Source organism: Pseudomonas sputi (assembly GCF_021603585.1).
Taxonomy (GTDB): Bacteria; Pseudomonadota; Gammaproteobacteria; order Pseudomonadales; family Pseudomonadaceae; genus Aquipseudomonas; species Aquipseudomonas sputi.
Map to the genome: position 1 here is coordinate 45,534 of NZ_BQHI01000019.1, position 13,932 is coordinate 59,465.

Below are 13,932 nucleotides of genomic sequence, written 5' to 3' on the forward strand. Positions count from 1 at the left end.
AATCCCCCTCTAAATTCCGATTCAGTAGTGTGGTATTTCCTTAATGAAAGTTTTGAAAGGTCAGGACATCCTGGCACTTGGCTTTATGACATTCGCCCTGTTCGTCGGGGCCGGCAACATCATCTTCCCGCCTATCGTCGGTTTGCAGTCCGGGCCTAACGTCTGGATCGCGGCGCTGGGCTTCCTGATCACGGCTGTCGGCCTGCCGGTGGTCACCGTGGTCGCACTGGCCAAGGTCGGTGGCGCAATGGACGCCCTGAGCAGCCCGATCGGCAAAATCGCTGGTGGCGTGCTCGCAGCGGCTTGCTACCTGGCCGTCGGCCCGTTGTTCGCCACCCCGCGAACCGCGACCGTCTCCTTTGAAGTCGGTCTGGCGCCGCTGACCGGCGAGAGCCCGCTGGCACTGTTCCTCTACAGTTCGGTGTACTTCCTGCTGGTGTTCTTCATTTCGCTCTACCCTGGGCGTCTGCTGGACACCGTCGGGCGCTTCCTCGCGCCACTGAAGATCATCGCCCTGGCCGTGCTCGGCATCGCCGCATTCGCACTGCCGGCCGGTGACATCGGCGTAGCCACCCCGGAATACGTTGCGGCACCGTTCTCCCAAGGCTTCATCAATGGTTACCTGACCATGGATACCTTGGGCGCGCTGGTGTTCGGCATCGTCATCGTCAACGCAATCCGCTCCCGTGGCGTCGAATCGCCAGCGCTGATCACCCGTTACGCGATCATCGCCGGGTTGATTGCCGGCGTCGGTCTGGCGCTGGTGTATGTCAGCCTGTTCCGTCTGGGGGCGGGCAGCCATGAAGTGGCTGCAGGCGCAACCAATGGCGCGGCGGTGCTGCACGCCTACGTGCAACACACCTTCGGTTCGCTGGGCAGTGGCTTCCTCGCCGTGCTGATCTCTCTGGCGTGCCTGGTGACGGCGGTTGGCCTGACCTGCGCCTGTGCCGAATACTTCAGCCGCGTACTGCCGCTGTCGTACAAGACCCTGGTGATCATCCTGGCGGCGTTCTCGCTGCTGGTGTCCAACCTGGGCCTGACCAAGCTGATCGCGTTCTCGATCCCGGTGCTGACCGCGATCTACCCGCCGTGCATCGTGCTGGTGGCCCTGAGCTTCTGCGCTGCGTTCTGGCATGAGCAGAGCCGCATCATGGGCCCGGTGATGCTGGTGTCGTTCGTGTTCGGCACCATCGATGCGTTGAAAGGCGCCGGTCTGGCTGACTGGATGCCATCGCAACTGGCCCACCTGCCGCTGAGCGAGCAAGGTCTGGCGTGGCTGGTGCCGTGCGTGATGACCCTGGTGGTTGCCGTAGTTTGCGACCGCCTGCTGGGCAAGCGCGCCGAAGCGCTCGCCTAAGACTGCCGGGCCGCCACAAGCGGCTGCCGAGCGATTAAACAGAAATGCCCCGTATCAATCGATACGGGGCATTTTTTATGGGCGTGAGGCAGTGTCTTTTTCCCTCGACTAACGTCGAAGGGGAGCCGAAATCTTCATCACAGGGAATTGCATGTCGTTCATCCAAGCCAACCTGATCCATCTGCTGGCCGCGCTCTGGTTTGTCATCTGCTGGGGCGGATACACCCGTTATGCCACCTGGAAGGCCCGTGACACCGCGTGCCTGGCCAGCGTGCTGCACCTGTACCGCGAAGACTGGATGCGCCGCATGCTGCTGCGCGACAACCGCATCGCCGACGCCAGCGTGATCGGCAACCTTGAGCGCAACGCCTCGTTCTTCGCCTCCAGCACGCTGATTATCCTGGCGGGCATTCTGACCGTGCTTGGCGCTTCCGAGCGCGCGGTGTCATTGCTGGCGGATATTCCGATGGTGCAGCAGGCCTCACAGGGCATGTCGGAGATCAAGTTGCTGTGCCTGGCGCTGGTGTTCGTCTATGCCTTCTTCACCTTCAGCTGGTGCATGCGCCAGTACAACTTCGCCGCCATTCTTGTCGGCTCGGCCCCGATGATCGGCGAGCGGCAGGTCTCGGAGCAGGAGCGCAAGGCATTCGCTTCGCGGGCGGCACGGGTGATCTCGATGGCGGCCAACCAGTTCAACTTCGGTCTGCGTTCCTATTACTTCGGGATGAGCATGTTGGCGTGGTTCGTCAGCCCGTGGCTGTTCATGTTGATGAGCGCCGGCGTGGTACTGGTGTTGTATCGCCGGGAGTTTCATTCCGACGTGCTCGATGTAATGGTCTATACCCCTACAGAGGCACCATTGCCCGAAGCGAACAAAGAGGCTGCTTGATGAGTATTCCGTTCTGGTGTGTGTTTATCAGTGCACTGTTGATTTACGTGGCGCGTATGCCGGTCAGCAAGGCCATGAAAGAGCAGGGCGGTTACAACAACCACCTGCCGCGTCAGCAGCAGGCGCAACTCACCGGTTACGGTGCCCGGGCGCTGGCGGCACATCAGAACAGCATCGAAGCGTTCATCCTGTTTGCCGTTGGCGTGCTGGTGGCACATACCACGCAGACGGCGGGATGGCTGATCGATACCTTGGCGATCATCTTCGTACTCTCACGGATTTTCTATTTGTGGTTTTATCTGGCAGATATTCCCACGCTGCGCAGTCTGGTCTGGCTGGTCGGCTTAGTGTGTTCATTGTTGTTGATGATTAGTCCGACTTTTAGAACTGCCTTGCTCTAAGGCAGCATGGGTAAAAAATCACAGGCAAAAGAAAACCCGCACTTGGCGGGTTTTCTTTTTTGCCAGCGAGAAGCGGCTTATTGCTTCTTGGCAGCTTCTTCTTGCGCTGCAGCGTTCGATTCGGCCTGAGCTTTGGCAGCTTCGGCGTTTTCTTTCGCTGCGTCGTTCACTTTATCCTGAGCTTTGTTCATGTCTTGCTGAGCTTGTTCAGCATGCTGGTTGGCATCTTGAGCTTTGTCCTCGGATTTTTTATCGCAGGCAGCGAGACCGAGGGAAGCGGTCAACATCAAGGCAATAGCTAAAGTCTTACGCATGGGGTGTTTCTCCTTATGGAAAATAACTACTGGCCTTAAGAGCTCAGGCCCAAGGCTTAAGTTCCTCATTTCTTTCAGATATATAAGTTTGTTTTGCAATGGAACTTTTGCTGTTCTTTCCACTACGGGGAATAGCGACTAACAAGAGTAATTATCAAATGGCCGAAAACCCCGTTTTTGAGCGTGCGACACGGTTTCTCTCGGCCTTGCGCCACTGTCAGGTGCTGGGATTGAAGGTGCATAGCGCAAGTCGCGAAGGTCTGACGGTGGTACTGCCGTACAGTGCGCAAATCGTGGGCAACCCGCTGACCGGTGTGGTCCACGGCGGGGCGATCACGTCGCTGATGGACACCGCGTGCGGCATGTCGACCCTGTGCGTGCTGCCGGAATTCGAAGTCTGCCCGACCCTCGATCTGCGCATCGACTACATGCACGCCGCCGAGCCGCATAAAGACGTGTATGGCTTCGCCCAATGTTATCGAGTCACCACCGATGTGATCTTCGCTCGCGGCTTTGCCTATCAGGATGATCCCGAGCAGCCGATTGCCCATGTGGTCGGTACCTTCATGCGCATGGGCAGGGGCCTTAAAGGCACCAAAGGCTTCGGTGGCGCAATCAAGGGAGAAAACCGATGAGCGATGATTTCAAGCAGCAATTGCAAGAGGCGCACGAGAAGGGGGACTACGCGCCGCTGCTGAAACTGATCCCCTACGCCGGACTCATCGGCGTCGAGTGTTCGCGGGTCGGTGATGACTTGTTATTCAAACTGCCGGCCAACAAGGACAACATTGGTAACCCTTTACTGCCGGCGATCCATGGCGGGGTGATTGCCGGATTCATGGAGCTGTCCGCGGCCCTGCACCTGCTGATTTTCACTGGTGCGCCCGGTGTGCCGAAGATTATCGATTTTTCCCTCGATTACCTGCGGGCCGGGCAGTTTCGCGATACCTGGGCCCGGTGTCAGGTGTGCCGTCAGGGCCGGCGGGTGGCCAACGTCGCGGTCACGGCCTGGCAAAGTACCGAAAGCGAACCGATCGCCACTGCCCGCGCGCATTTCAAAATCGATGAGCCCTTGAAATCCTGAAGCACGCCCCCAACTCACAGAACAACCCGCCGCCGACCGGCAAGGTCGCGGCCAATGCCATCTGATTGGAGTTTGATGACCATGAGTGTGGAAACTCAAAAGGAAACCCTGGGCTTCCAGACCGAGGTGAAGCAACTGCTGCACCTCATGATCCATTCGCTGTATTCCAACAAGGAAATCTTCCTTCGCGAATTGATCTCGAACGCCTCTGACGCCGTCGACAAATTGCGCTTCGAAGCCCTGGCCAAGCCTGAGTTGCTCGAAGGTGGCGCTGAACTGAAAATCCGTGTGAGCTTCGACAAGGACGCCAAGACCGTCACCCTCGAAGACAACGGCATCGGCATGAACCGTGACGATGTGATCACCCACCTGGGTACCATCGCCAAATCCGGCACCGCCGATTTCATGAAAAACCTGTCCGGCGATCAGAAGAAGGATTCGCACCTGATCGGTCAGTTCGGTGTGGGTTTCTACTCCGCATTCATCGTTGCCGACCAGGTTGACGTGTACAGCCGTCGCGCCGGCACCGCTGCCAGCGAAGGCGTGCACTGGTCGTCGAAAGGCGAGGGCGAATTCGAAGTCGCCACCCTCGACAAACCGGAACGTGGCACCCGCATCGTCCTGCACCTGAAAGCCGGTGAAGACGAGTTTGCCGATGGCTGGCGCCTGCGCAACATCATCAAGAAGTACTCCGACCACATCGCGCTGCCGATCGAGCTGCCGAAAGAAGTGGCCGCTGCCGAAGGCGAAGAGAAGCCTGAAGTTGAATGGGAAACCGTCAACCGCGCCAGCGCCCTGTGGACCCGCCCTCGCACCGAAGTGAAGGACGAGGAATACCAGGAGTTCTACAAACACATCGCCCACGACTTCGAAAATCCGCTGTCGTGGAGCCACAACAAGGTCGAAGGCAAGCTCGAGTACAGCTCGCTGCTGTACGTGCCGGCCCGCGCACCGTTCGATCTGTACCAGCGTGAAGCGCCGAAAGGCCTGAAGCTGTACGTACAGCGCGTGTTCGTGATGGATCAGGCCGAGTCGTTCCTGCCGCTGTACCTGCGTTTCATCAAAGGCGTGGTCGACTCCAACGACCTGTCGCTGAACGTGTCGCGGGAAATCCTGCAGAAAGACCCGATCATTGACTCGATGAAGTCGGCGCTGACCAAGCGCGTGCTGGACATGCTGGAAAAACTGGCGAAAAACGAGCCTGAGCAATACAAAGGCTTCTGGAAAAACTTCGGTCAGGTCATGAAAGAAGGCCCGGCAGAAGATTTCGCCAACAAGGAAAAAATTGCCGGTCTGCTGCGTTTCGCGTCGACCAACGGCACCGACGGCGAGCAGATCGTCGGTCTGGCCGAGTACCTGGCGCGCGCCAAGGAAGGCCAGGACAAGATCTACTACCTCACCGGCGAAACCTACGCGCAGGTCAAGAACAGCCCGCACCTGGAAGTCTTCCGCAAGAAAGGCATCGAAGTACTGCTGCTGACCGATCGCATCGACGAGTGGCTGATGAGCTACCTCAGCGAGTTCGACGGCAAGACGTTTGTCGACGTCGCGCGCGGTGACCTGGACCTGGGCAACCTGGACTCGGAAGAGGACAAAAAGGCCGCAGAAGAAGTCGCCAAGTCGAAAGAAGGTCTGGTCGAGCGTCTGAAAACCGCACTGGGCGATTCCGTTGCCGAAGTCCGGGTTTCCCATCGCCTGACCGATTCGCCGGCCATTCTGGCCATTGGCGAGCAGGACCTGGGTCTGCAAATGCGTCAGATCCTCGAGGCCAGCGGGCAGAAGGTGCCGGATTCGAAGCCGATCTTCGAATTCAACCCGAGCCACCCGTTGATCGAGAAGCTCGACAACGAGGCCAGCGAAGATCGCTTCAGCGACCTGTCGCACATCCTCTTCGACCAGGCCGCCCTGGCGGCTGGCGACAGCTTGAAAGACCCGGCCGCTTACGTGACCCGTCTGAACAAGCTGCTGGTCGAGCTGTCGGCCTGATCAAGCTGTAGAAAAACCCGCTTCGGCGGGTTTTTTCATTCTGGTGTTCAATCAATCAGGAGTCAGAAATGAGCCAAGTCACTGTACGTTCCGTGGTCTATCAGATTGACGGCCAGCCTTATGAAGGTCGCCTGGCGTTCGACGCCGAGCACACAGGTGCGCGTCCGGGCCTGCTGATGGCGCCGGACTGGATGGGTGTCAGCGCTGGCGCTGAAGAGATCGCCAGATCGGTGGCGGCCAAGGGTTATGTGGTGCTGATCGCTGACGTGTACGGTCAGGCCGTGCGTCCGCAGAATGCCGATCAGGCCGGCGCGGCGATGATGCCACTGAAGGACGACCGTGCGCTGCTGCGCAAGCGTCTGCAGGCCGCATTCGAGCAATTGCAGAAGCAGGGCGAGGTGGCGGTCGATGCCTCGAAACTGGCGGTGTTCGGCTTCTGCTTCGGCGGCTGCTGTGCGCTGGACCTGGCCCGCACCGGTGCCCCGGTGAAAGCGGCGGTGTCGTTCCACGGCACACTGGATTCCCCGAACCCGGCGGACGCGAAGAACATCAAGGGCTCGGTGCTGGTGCTGCACGGCGCGTTGGATCCGCTGGTGCCGAAAGAGCAGTTGCCGGCATTTGAAGACGAGATGAACGCCGCCGGTGTGGACTGGCAGTTGCTGAGCTATGGCGGCGCGGTGCACTCGTTCACTGATCCGCACGCCAATGTGCCGGGCAAGATGATGTACGACGCGAAGACCGCAGCGCGGGCGTTCAAGTCGATGCATGACTTGCTGGAAGAAGTGTTCAACGGCTGATCGACTGAAAGTACTCCCACGCCAAACGTGGGAGTTCTCGTTTACAACGGTGTCGGTTCGCTGCGCGATTTGGGCAGCTCGATCCGCTCCACTTCCCCTGGCACTGTCGGCCAATCCCCGGCCGCCCACTTGCGTCGCGCCTCATCGATTGCTGCCGGATCGCTCGCGACAAAATTCCAGTTGATCCGCCGTGGCCCGTCCAGTGGCGCACCGCCGAACAACACGGCGTGGCTGTCGCTCTCGGCGAACAGGCTCATCTCTTCCCCGGCCGGCAACACCACCAGCGCATGCGGCTCAATCGTTTCGCCATTCAACTGCACATCGCCGCTCAACACGTACAGCGCCCGCTCTTCATGTTCGGTCGGGATCAGCAGTGTGGTCGCGGTTTGCATCTTCAGTTCGGCATACAGCGTAGGAGAAAGCACCGGCACCGGTGATTCCAGGCAAAAGCCTGACCCGGCGATCATGCGGATCTGCACGCCGAGGTTATCGCTGACCGGCAAGGTTGAGGCTGGATGGTGACTGTAATGCCCCGGGCCTTGTTCGTGCTCTTTGGGCGAGGCGAGCCAGATTTGCAAGCCGTGCATCTTGAAGCTTTGTTCCCACAACGGTTCGGGCGTGCGCTCGACGTGAGCGATCGCCGTGCCGGCGGTCATCCAGCTGACATCGCCGGCGCTGACCACCTGATCCGAACCCAGGCTGTCCTTGTGCTGGATCTGCCCGTCGAACAAATACGTGAGGGTCGACAGACCGATGTGCGGGTGCTGTCGGATGTTCATGCCTTTACCGGCGGGATAAACCGTTTCGAGCATGTGGTCGAAAAACACGAAAGGCCCGACGCTGCGGCATTTGGCTGACGGCAGCGGGCGCAGGATCGGCTGGCCTTCGACGTCTTCGGCGCGCGGGCGGATGATCAGGGGTTGGGTGTCCATGGTCCATTCCAGGCTGGGCGGGTGATGCGTGGAGCATAACCCGCCAGTGTCGTCGGGGTGATTACTGGCTGTCGAAGCCGACGGGGGCGTGGGTTTCGATAGTGACTTCGCTGGTAGTCATCAGCTTGTGGATCGGGCAGCGATCGGCCACGCGCAGCAGTTCTTCGCGCTGGGCATCGGTGAGCACGCCCTTGAGGGTAAGGGTTACGTGCAGGGCATACTTGCCTTTCTGCTCCTCGCTGTTGTCGCGTTTGACCTCAACGCCGACGCCGGTCAGCGGAATCTCTTTCTTTTTCGCGTACAGCTTCAGGGTCAGGGCCTTGCAGGCGCCGAGGGCGGCGTCGAAGTAATCGTGCGGCTCCGGAGCCGAGCCTTCGCCGCCGGCAGTGGTCGGGACATCGGCGAACAGTTCATGCTCATCGATCTGTACGGTGTGGCGAAAACCTTCGGCGGACACGGTATTGACGGTAACGGTCATGTGAACCTCGCAAGCGACAGGAAAAGGGATTCGATCAAAAAAGACCTTGCAGGTATAGAGCATTCCCACACAGGCGCGTTCCACTTTCTCGCCGGGTGAACCCTCGTTGCCCGGCGAGGGTCTAGGCTATGCCTGTCTGCCGGAGAATGCTTGTGTCCTTGTTTCGTTTGAGCCTTGCCTGGCTGGTGGTTTTCACCAATGCCGCCACTGCCCGGGAATACACCTACAGTGATGCGCACCTGCATTACGTGGATTTTTTCCAGGAAACCGCCGGCATGCCGAAATTGCTGACCGCCATGAAGGAAAATGCCATCGAGCATGTGATGATTTCCGGCATTCCCGTGGCGAAGAAGTGGCATGAAGACGAGCCGAAGCGTCCGCGTTATTACGCCGGCGATGACGCCGATGCCTATTGGTACAGCGCGACTGACGTGATTGTCGCCGACGCTGTGCAAAAGCTGACGCCGGAGCAACGTCAGTCCTTTCACCCGTTTCTTTCAGGCTTCAACCCCAACGACAAAAACTCCGCTGCGCATATCCAGCGCATGCTCGATCTGTATCCTGGCTTGTGGCAGGGCATCGGCGAGGTCTTCACCCGTCACGACGACCTTACGGCACTGACCTCCGGCGACACGCCACGCGCCAACAACGAAGCCATGACCCGCATCTATCACCTGGCCGCCGAAAACGATCTGCCAGTGATGCTGCATTCCAACATCACTTCCAAGCGTGAGAAGAATCCGCTGTACCTGAAGGAAATCGAAGAGCCGCTGCGTAATCATCCGCACACGCGGTTCATCTGGGCGCATGCCGGCACCAGCGCCGAAATCCATCGTCATCAAACGCAGCTGGATTTTCTGCTGCCGACCCTTACGCGAATGCTGGATGCGTATCCGAACCTGTTCATCGATCTGTCGTGGAGCCTGCTGACGCCTTATCTGCTGGACGAAAAGGGTCAGCCGCGGGCGGAGTGGGTGCAACTGGTGGAGCGCTACCCGGATCGCTTCATGATCGGTTCGGACGTGGTCGGGCGATTCAATAAACTCGGCAAGGAAATCCACGGTTTCAAGCCGTTTCTCGACGCCTTGCCCGAGGCGGTCGCTAAAAAAGTCGCACGGGACAACTTTCTCGCGATCCTGCCGCGAACATCGCTCAAGTCCGAGAAAACCGCGCTGAATCGTTAATGCTGTAGGTTCGAAGTATCAAGGCTATTTGATATCACGTTTTGGTCTTACGCATTTTTCCAAAGGGCCGATACCTTCTAGAGCAACCAGCTGCAGGGTTGATGCAGCGCTTTTGGAAGGAACCAGAGCAATGAGTATCCGTAGTCTCAATATTGCGCCCCGGGCCGGGCTGGGTTTTGGCGTGCTGGCGCTGATGGTGTTTGCCCTTGGGGCGTTCGCCCTGCTGCAGATGGCGAACATGCGCGCGCAATCCGACGAGGTCGACAATAACTGGCTGCCCAGTGTGATGGCGGTGAGCGAGATGAGCCAGGACATGTTGCGCCTGCGCGCGTTGACCATGCGCCTGTTGCTCAATCGCGATCCACAGGCGCTGGACCAGAACGTGGCCAAGCTCAATGAGTTGCGCGGTGTCTTGAGTGAGGCCCAGCAGCGCTATGACGTGTTGATCGTACTGCCTGAAGAGCGTGCGTTGTTCGACCGCTTCAGGGTTGCCGAACACAAGTACCTGGAACTGCAGGCGCAGGTGATGACGTTGTCTGCTCAGGGACGAGTGGAAGAGGCGGCCGCCATTCTCAACGGGCAGATGAGCCCGCTGGCGGATGAAATTGCAGTGACCCTGCGTGAGCTGGTCGAGTTGAACAAGCACAACGCCAACCTCGCCACAGAGGCCGCACGGCTGGTGTTCACCAACTCGCGGGTGTGGGTCGGGGTGATGATCGGCATCACTGCGCTGATTACCATCGCGCTGGCGTTGTTGCTGACCCGCAGCATCGTGCTGCCGCTGTCGCAATCGCTCAATGTCGCGCAAGTGGTGGCCGGTGGCGATCTGACCGGGGATATCAGCATTTCCGGCAAGGACGAACCGGCGCGTCTGCTGCATGCGCTCAAAAGCATGCAGCACAACTTGCGGGACACCATCCGCCAGATCTCGGAGTCCTCCAGTCAACTGGCTTCGGCCTCGGAAGAGTTGAGCTGCGTCACCGAGGACGCGACGCGGGGGCTGCACCAGCAGAGCCTGGAAATCGAACAGGCCGCCACGGCAGTCAATCAGATGACCGCCGCCGTGGAGGAGGTGGCGAGCAATGCCGTCGCGACGTCCGAGGCTTCCCGTGAGTCTGACCGCATTGCCCAGCATGGCCGCGAGCAGGTGCAGCAGACCGTGTCGTCCATCGAGCTGCTGGCGGACGATGTCACTGCCAATGCCACGCAGGTGGAGGATCTGGCGCAGAAGGTCTACAGCATCAGCAAGGTGCTGGATGTGATCCGCTCAATTGCCGAACAGACCAATCTGCTGGCGTTGAACGCGGCGATCGAGGCGGCGCGGGCGGGGGATGCCGGACGCGGTTTTGCGGTGGTGGCGGATGAGGTGCGGGCGCTGGCTCATCGCACTCAGCAGTCAACCCAGGAGATCGAGCAGATGATCGGCGGCATTCAGCAGGGCACCGATTCGGCGGTCAGCTCGATGCAGCAAAGCAACGTCCGAGCGCGCTCGACCCTGGAGCTGGCGAAGGCCGCCGGCGTGGCGCTGGAGGAAATCGCTTCGGCATTCACCTTGATCAATGAGCGCAATCTGGTGATCGCCAGTGCGTCGGAAGAGCAGGCCGCCGTGGCGCGGGAAGTCGATCGCAACCTGATGAACATCCGTGACCTGGCGATGCAGACGTCGGCCGGTGCCAATCAGACCAGCGCCGCGAGTCAGGAGCTGTCGCGGCTGGCGGTGGACCTGAACAGCATGGTGGCCAGGTTCTCGGTTTGATCGCCGTCCGACAGGCGAAAAAAAGCCCCGCGTTTGCGGGGCTTTTCGTTGAATCAGCTGCCTTTGACCGTTTTGCCGTTGACCGTGCCGTCGAGGAGCATGATGTTGTACTCCTTGCCGTCGGTTTCGACCTGTTGCAGGCGGACCAGCAGGTAATCCCAGTCCTTGGCGAACCACAGGACAGTGATGCGCTTGCTTTGTGTCGGATCGCGGACGCGTTCGACCTTGATCGCATCGATCTGGCCGGCCTTGGTTTCGACTTTCTCCGAACCCAGCACGCGGAAGTCGTAGGTATCGACTTCGCCATCATCGACCACCTGATAGCTCATGCTTTTCTTGCCGGCGGCCACGTCATGCTGCAGCGCCAGTTGATAGGTGGATTTGTCGACCATGCCGCGGTTGAGCGGGATTTTCACCGCGTCGCCGCGGTCGGTGCCGGTCACCAGCTTGTTGGCCCAGTCGAAGTCCAGGTCAGCTTTTTTCGCCTTGCCCAGACCACCGCGTTCGAAGTGGTAGGACTGTGGCAGCAGGGTGTCCTTGTCCAGAGTCAGGGTGCTTTCCTCGGACAGGCTGGCAATCATCATCGAGGCCTTGAAGCTGAGCTTCCAGACGCCGTTGGCTTGTTTGGTCAGACTGCGTTCGGCGGTGCCGCTCATGGGCAGCTGTTTCCAGTCGGCGGTGTAGCTGGCGGAGAACGGTTGAAGGTCTGCCGCCTGGGCAAAAGGCAGGGCGAGCAGAGCGCAAGCGAAGAGCAGGGCGCGACGCATAAAATCTCCTAGTTTCGAATCAAGTGACCGCTGGCCCCGAGTAACTGGCCATCCAGTAAAGCACCTTGCTCGCCGAGGCTCAGCCGTCCTTCGGCGAACCAGCGTACGGCCATCGGGTAGATCAGGTGTTCCTGAGCGTGAACCCGCTGCGCCAGACTTTGCGGCGAATCGTGCAACTCTACCGGGATTACTGCCTGTACGACCAGTGGCCCGCCATCGAGTTCCTCGGTGACGAAGTGCACGGAGCAGCCGTGTTCGGCGTCGCCGGCCTCCAGCGCGCGCTGATGAGTGTGTAACCCTTTGTATTTGGGTAGCAGCGACGGGTGGATGTTGAGCAGGCGACCCTGGTAGTGACGGACGAAGTCAGCGCTGAGAATGCGCATGAAGCCGGCCAGTACCACGAGTTTGGGGTTGAATTCGTCGATCAGTTCGATCAGAGCGGTATCGAAGGCCTCGCGGCCCTCGAATCCCTTGTGATCCAGCGAGCGGGTGGCGATACCCGCGTCACTGGCGCGTTGCAGGCCGTAGGCGTCGGCGCGGTTGGAAATCACCGCAGCGATGCGGACCGGGCTGTCGCCGGTCCGCGTGCTGTCGATCAGGGCCTGCAAGTTACTGCCGGTGCCGGACAGCAGCACCACGACATCACAGGTGTTTGGCATCAGTGAGCCTTGAGGTTCTTCAGTTCGACCTGAGCCGCGCCTTCGGCAGCGGCAGCGATCTGACCGATGACCCAAGGCTGCTCGCCGGCGTCACGCAGAGTATTCAGGGCCACTTCAACGTGTTCCTGAGCCACGCAGATCACCATGCCCACGCCGCAGTTCAGCACGCGGTGCATTTCGGTTTCGTCGACGTTGCCTTTCTCTTGCAGCCAGTCGAAGACGGCCGGGCGAGTCCAGCTGGCCACGTCAACCACCGCTTGAGCGCCTTTTGGCAGAACGCGCGGAATGTTGTCCAGCAGGCCGCCACCGGTGATGTGGGCCATGGCCTTGACGGCGCCGGTGTCCTTGATCAGCTTGAGCAGCGGCTTCACATAGATGCGGGTCGGGGCCATCAGCAGTTCGGTCAGCGGCTTGCCATCAAGCTGGACGGTTTCGATGTCGGCACCGGAGACTTCGATGATCTTGCGGATCAGCGAGTAGCCGTTGGAGTGCGGGCCGGACGATGGCAGGGCGATCAGGGCGTCACCGGTGGCGACTTTCGAGCCGTCGATGATGTCGGCTTTTTCCACGACGCCGACGCAGAAGCCGGCCAGGTCGTAATCTTCGCCTTCGTACATGCCAGGCATTTCGGCGGTTTCGCCGCCGACCAGCGAGCAGCCAGCCAGTTCGCAGCCTGCACCGATACCGGTGACCACGGTGGCGGCCACGTCGACGTTCAGCTTGCCGGTGGCGTAGTAGTCGAGGAAGAACAGCGGCTCGGCGCCGCACACCACCAGATCGTTGACGCACATGGCGACCAGATCCTGGCCGATGCTGTCGTGCTTGTTCAGGTTCAGCGCCAGGCGCAGCTTGGTGCCGACGCCATCAGTACCGGAAACCAGCACCGGTTGCTTGTAGCCGGCCGGGATCTCGCAGAGGGCGCCGAAACCGCCCAGGCCGCCCATGACTTCCGGGCGCGCAGTGCGCTTGGCGACGCTCTTGATGCGTTCGACCAATGCTTCACCGGCGTCGATGTCTACACCGGCGTCCTTGTAGCTCAGGGAGGGTTGCTTGCTCATGATCCAGGCCTTTAGGGGAGGGGATTCAGGGGTAACGACCGAGTTCAGCGGGAGCGCCGAATCCGACAGGGGCGATTGCCTCACGCGAAGTTCGGGGTGCCCGGCTGTTGCCGGTCTGCGAAGGCGCGCGATTTTATCAGGCTTGAGGGGCAGCGGCCATCCTCACGCCGACGGGCAGGGGCATATCGGCCGAAATTTTTTGCAATTCACGCTGTAGGTGACATCACGGGTGCCTGTATAAGGGAACCGTCTATCGTTAGGACTGTGCAA

15 protein-coding genes are annotated in these 13,932 nt (G+C 60.0%); 9 read left to right on the forward strand and 6 right to left on the reverse strand.

The genetic code is table 11. From position 1 onward, the window contains the following. Positions 1-43: 43 nt before the first annotated feature. The 3 genes from brnQ to L6D81_RS21725 all read left to right on the forward strand — a co-directional run bounded on the left by brnQ (position 44) and on the right by L6D81_RS21725 (position 2,647). On the forward strand, positions 44-1,357 hold the full coding sequence (gene brnQ / locus L6D81_RS21715; RefSeq protein ID WP_236181873.1) for a branched-chain amino acid transport system II carrier protein: 1,314 nt from the start codon (positions 44-46) through the stop codon (positions 1,355-1,357). Positions 1,358-1,508: 151 nt separating this feature from the next. Further along, positions 1,509-2,246: a DUF599 domain-containing protein gene (locus L6D81_RS21720; RefSeq protein ID WP_085608854.1), complete on the forward strand. Its 738-nt coding sequence runs from the start codon at positions 1,509-1,511 to the stop codon at positions 2,244-2,246. Continuing rightward, positions 2,246-2,647 (forward strand): MAPEG family protein, encoded by a 402-nt coding sequence (locus tag L6D81_RS21725; RefSeq protein ID WP_236181874.1) that lies wholly within the window; start codon positions 2,246-2,248, stop codon positions 2,645-2,647. Before L6D81_RS21720 ends, L6D81_RS21725 begins: the two co-directional genes overlap by 1 nt. Before the next feature lie 77 nt (positions 2,648-2,724). On the opposite strand, the gene L6D81_RS21730 is transcribed toward L6D81_RS21725, so the two are convergent. Next, the gene (locus L6D81_RS21730; RefSeq protein WP_007959016.1) at positions 2,725-2,961 is read right to left on the reverse strand and encodes a hypothetical protein; all 237 of its coding nucleotides are present in this window, start codon (positions 2,959-2,961) and stop codon (positions 2,725-2,727) included. Between the two features lie 158 nt (positions 2,962-3,119). Between L6D81_RS21730 and L6D81_RS21735 the strand changes: the two genes are divergently transcribed. From L6D81_RS21735 to L6D81_RS21750, 4 genes are all read left to right on the forward strand, one after another. Next, positions 3,120-3,596, forward strand: coding sequence for a PaaI family thioesterase (locus L6D81_RS21735; protein WP_236181875.1), 477 nt, complete (start codon positions 3,120-3,122; stop codon positions 3,594-3,596). Further along, positions 3,593-4,045, forward strand: coding sequence for a PaaI family thioesterase (locus L6D81_RS21740; RefSeq protein ID WP_007959014.1), 453 nt, complete (start codon positions 3,593-3,595; stop codon positions 4,043-4,045). Before L6D81_RS21735 ends, L6D81_RS21740 begins: the two co-directional genes overlap by 4 nt. An 81-nt stretch (positions 4,046-4,126) precedes the next feature. Continuing rightward, complete coding sequence (gene htpG, locus L6D81_RS21745; RefSeq protein ID WP_236181876.1) at positions 4,127-6,031, forward strand: molecular chaperone HtpG; 1,905 nt, start codon at positions 4,127-4,129, stop codon at positions 6,029-6,031. 68 nt (positions 6,032-6,099) lie between these two features. Continuing rightward, positions 6,100-6,828, forward strand: coding sequence for a dienelactone hydrolase family protein (locus L6D81_RS21750; protein ID WP_236181877.1), 729 nt, complete (start codon positions 6,100-6,102; stop codon positions 6,826-6,828). Between the two features lie 41 nt (positions 6,829-6,869). Here L6D81_RS21750 and L6D81_RS21755 read toward each other — a convergent pair whose 3' ends face one another. Both L6D81_RS21755 and L6D81_RS21760 read right to left on the reverse strand, forming a co-directional pair. Next, positions 6,870-7,760 carry a pirin family protein gene (locus tag L6D81_RS21755; protein WP_236181878.1) on the reverse strand — a complete coding sequence of 297 codons (891 nt, stop codon included), beginning with the start codon at positions 7,758-7,760 and terminating at the stop codon, positions 6,870-6,872. Positions 7,761-7,821: 61 nt separating this feature from the next. Continuing rightward, positions 7,822-8,238, reverse strand: a complete 417-nt coding sequence (locus L6D81_RS21760; RefSeq protein ID WP_236181879.1) for an OsmC family protein — start codon at positions 8,236-8,238, stop codon at positions 7,822-7,824. A 128-nt stretch (positions 8,239-8,366) separates the two neighbouring features. Here L6D81_RS21760 and L6D81_RS21765 point away from each other — a divergent pair, with 128 nt between their 5' ends. After that, on the forward strand, positions 8,367-9,422 hold the full coding sequence (locus L6D81_RS21765; protein WP_373874327.1) for an amidohydrolase family protein: 1,056 nt from the start codon (positions 8,367-8,369) through the stop codon (positions 9,420-9,422). A 130-nt stretch (positions 9,423-9,552) separates the two neighbouring features. Beyond that, positions 9,553-11,178: a methyl-accepting chemotaxis protein gene (locus tag L6D81_RS21770; protein ID WP_236181881.1), complete on the forward strand. Its 1,626-nt coding sequence runs from the start codon at positions 9,553-9,555 to the stop codon at positions 11,176-11,178. Positions 11,179-11,231: 53 nt separating this feature from the next. On the opposite strand, the gene L6D81_RS21775 is transcribed toward L6D81_RS21770, so the two are convergent. Genes L6D81_RS21775 through purM form a run of 3 tightly spaced genes read right to left on the reverse strand, consistent with a single transcriptional unit; the run spans position 11,232 to position 13,662 of the window. Continuing rightward, positions 11,232-11,945 carry a DUF3108 domain-containing protein gene (locus L6D81_RS21775; RefSeq protein WP_007950391.1) on the reverse strand — a complete coding sequence of 238 codons (714 nt, stop codon included), beginning with the start codon at positions 11,943-11,945 and terminating at the stop codon, positions 11,232-11,234. An 8-nt stretch (positions 11,946-11,953) separates the two neighbouring features. Then, positions 11,954-12,604, reverse strand: a complete 651-nt coding sequence (gene purN / locus L6D81_RS21780; protein WP_236181882.1) for a phosphoribosylglycinamide formyltransferase — start codon at positions 12,602-12,604, stop codon at positions 11,954-11,956. Continuing rightward, positions 12,604-13,662: a phosphoribosylformylglycinamidine cyclo-ligase gene (gene purM / locus L6D81_RS21785; protein ID WP_095667139.1), complete on the reverse strand. Its 1,059-nt coding sequence runs from the start codon at positions 13,660-13,662 to the stop codon at positions 12,604-12,606. Before purM ends, purN begins: the two co-directional genes overlap by 1 nt. Between the last annotated feature and the right edge of the window lie 270 nt (positions 13,663-13,932).

What these genes read in the sequence shown, in the direction of transcription:
- brnQ (WP_236181873.1), top strand. Translation starts at nt 44, where the DNA reads ATGAAAGTTTTGAAAGGTCAGGACATCCTGGCACTTGGCTTTATGACA.
- L6D81_RS21720 (WP_085608854.1), top strand. Translation starts at nt 1,509, where the DNA reads ATGTCGTTCATCCAAGCCAACCTGATCCATCTGCTGGCCGCGCTCTGG.
- L6D81_RS21725 (WP_236181874.1), top strand. Translation starts at nt 2,246, where the DNA reads ATGAGTATTCCGTTCTGGTGTGTGTTTATCAGTGCACTGTTGATTTAC.
- L6D81_RS21730 (WP_007959016.1), bottom strand. Translation starts at nt 2,961, where the DNA reads ATGCGTAAGACTTTAGCTATTGCCTTGATGTTGACCGCTTCCCTCGGT.
- L6D81_RS21735 (WP_236181875.1), top strand. Translation starts at nt 3,120, where the DNA reads ATGGCCGAAAACCCCGTTTTTGAGCGTGCGACACGGTTTCTCTCGGCC.
- L6D81_RS21740 (WP_007959014.1), top strand. Translation starts at nt 3,593, where the DNA reads ATGAGCGATGATTTCAAGCAGCAATTGCAAGAGGCGCACGAGAAGGGG.
- htpG (WP_236181876.1), top strand. Translation starts at nt 4,127, where the DNA reads ATGAGTGTGGAAACTCAAAAGGAAACCCTGGGCTTCCAGACCGAGGTG.
- L6D81_RS21750 (WP_236181877.1), top strand. Translation starts at nt 6,100, where the DNA reads ATGAGCCAAGTCACTGTACGTTCCGTGGTCTATCAGATTGACGGCCAG.
- L6D81_RS21755 (WP_236181878.1), bottom strand. Translation starts at nt 7,760, where the DNA reads ATGGACACCCAACCCCTGATCATCCGCCCGCGCGCCGAAGACGTCGAA.
- L6D81_RS21760 (WP_236181879.1), bottom strand. Translation starts at nt 8,238, where the DNA reads ATGACCGTTACCGTCAATACCGTGTCCGCCGAAGGTTTTCGCCACACC.
- L6D81_RS21765 (WP_373874327.1), top strand. Translation starts at nt 8,367, where the DNA reads ATGCCTGTCTGCCGGAGAATGCTTGTGTCCTTGTTTCGTTTGAGCCTT.
- L6D81_RS21770 (WP_236181881.1), top strand. Translation starts at nt 9,553, where the DNA reads ATGAGTATCCGTAGTCTCAATATTGCGCCCCGGGCCGGGCTGGGTTTT.
- L6D81_RS21775 (WP_007950391.1), bottom strand. Translation starts at nt 11,945, where the DNA reads ATGCGTCGCGCCCTGCTCTTCGCTTGCGCTCTGCTCGCCCTGCCTTTT.
- purN (WP_236181882.1), bottom strand. Translation starts at nt 12,604, where the DNA reads ATGCCAAACACCTGTGATGTCGTGGTGCTGCTGTCCGGCACCGGCAGT.
- purM (WP_095667139.1), bottom strand. Translation starts at nt 13,662, where the DNA reads ATGAGCAAGCAACCCTCCCTGAGCTACAAGGACGCCGGTGTAGACATC.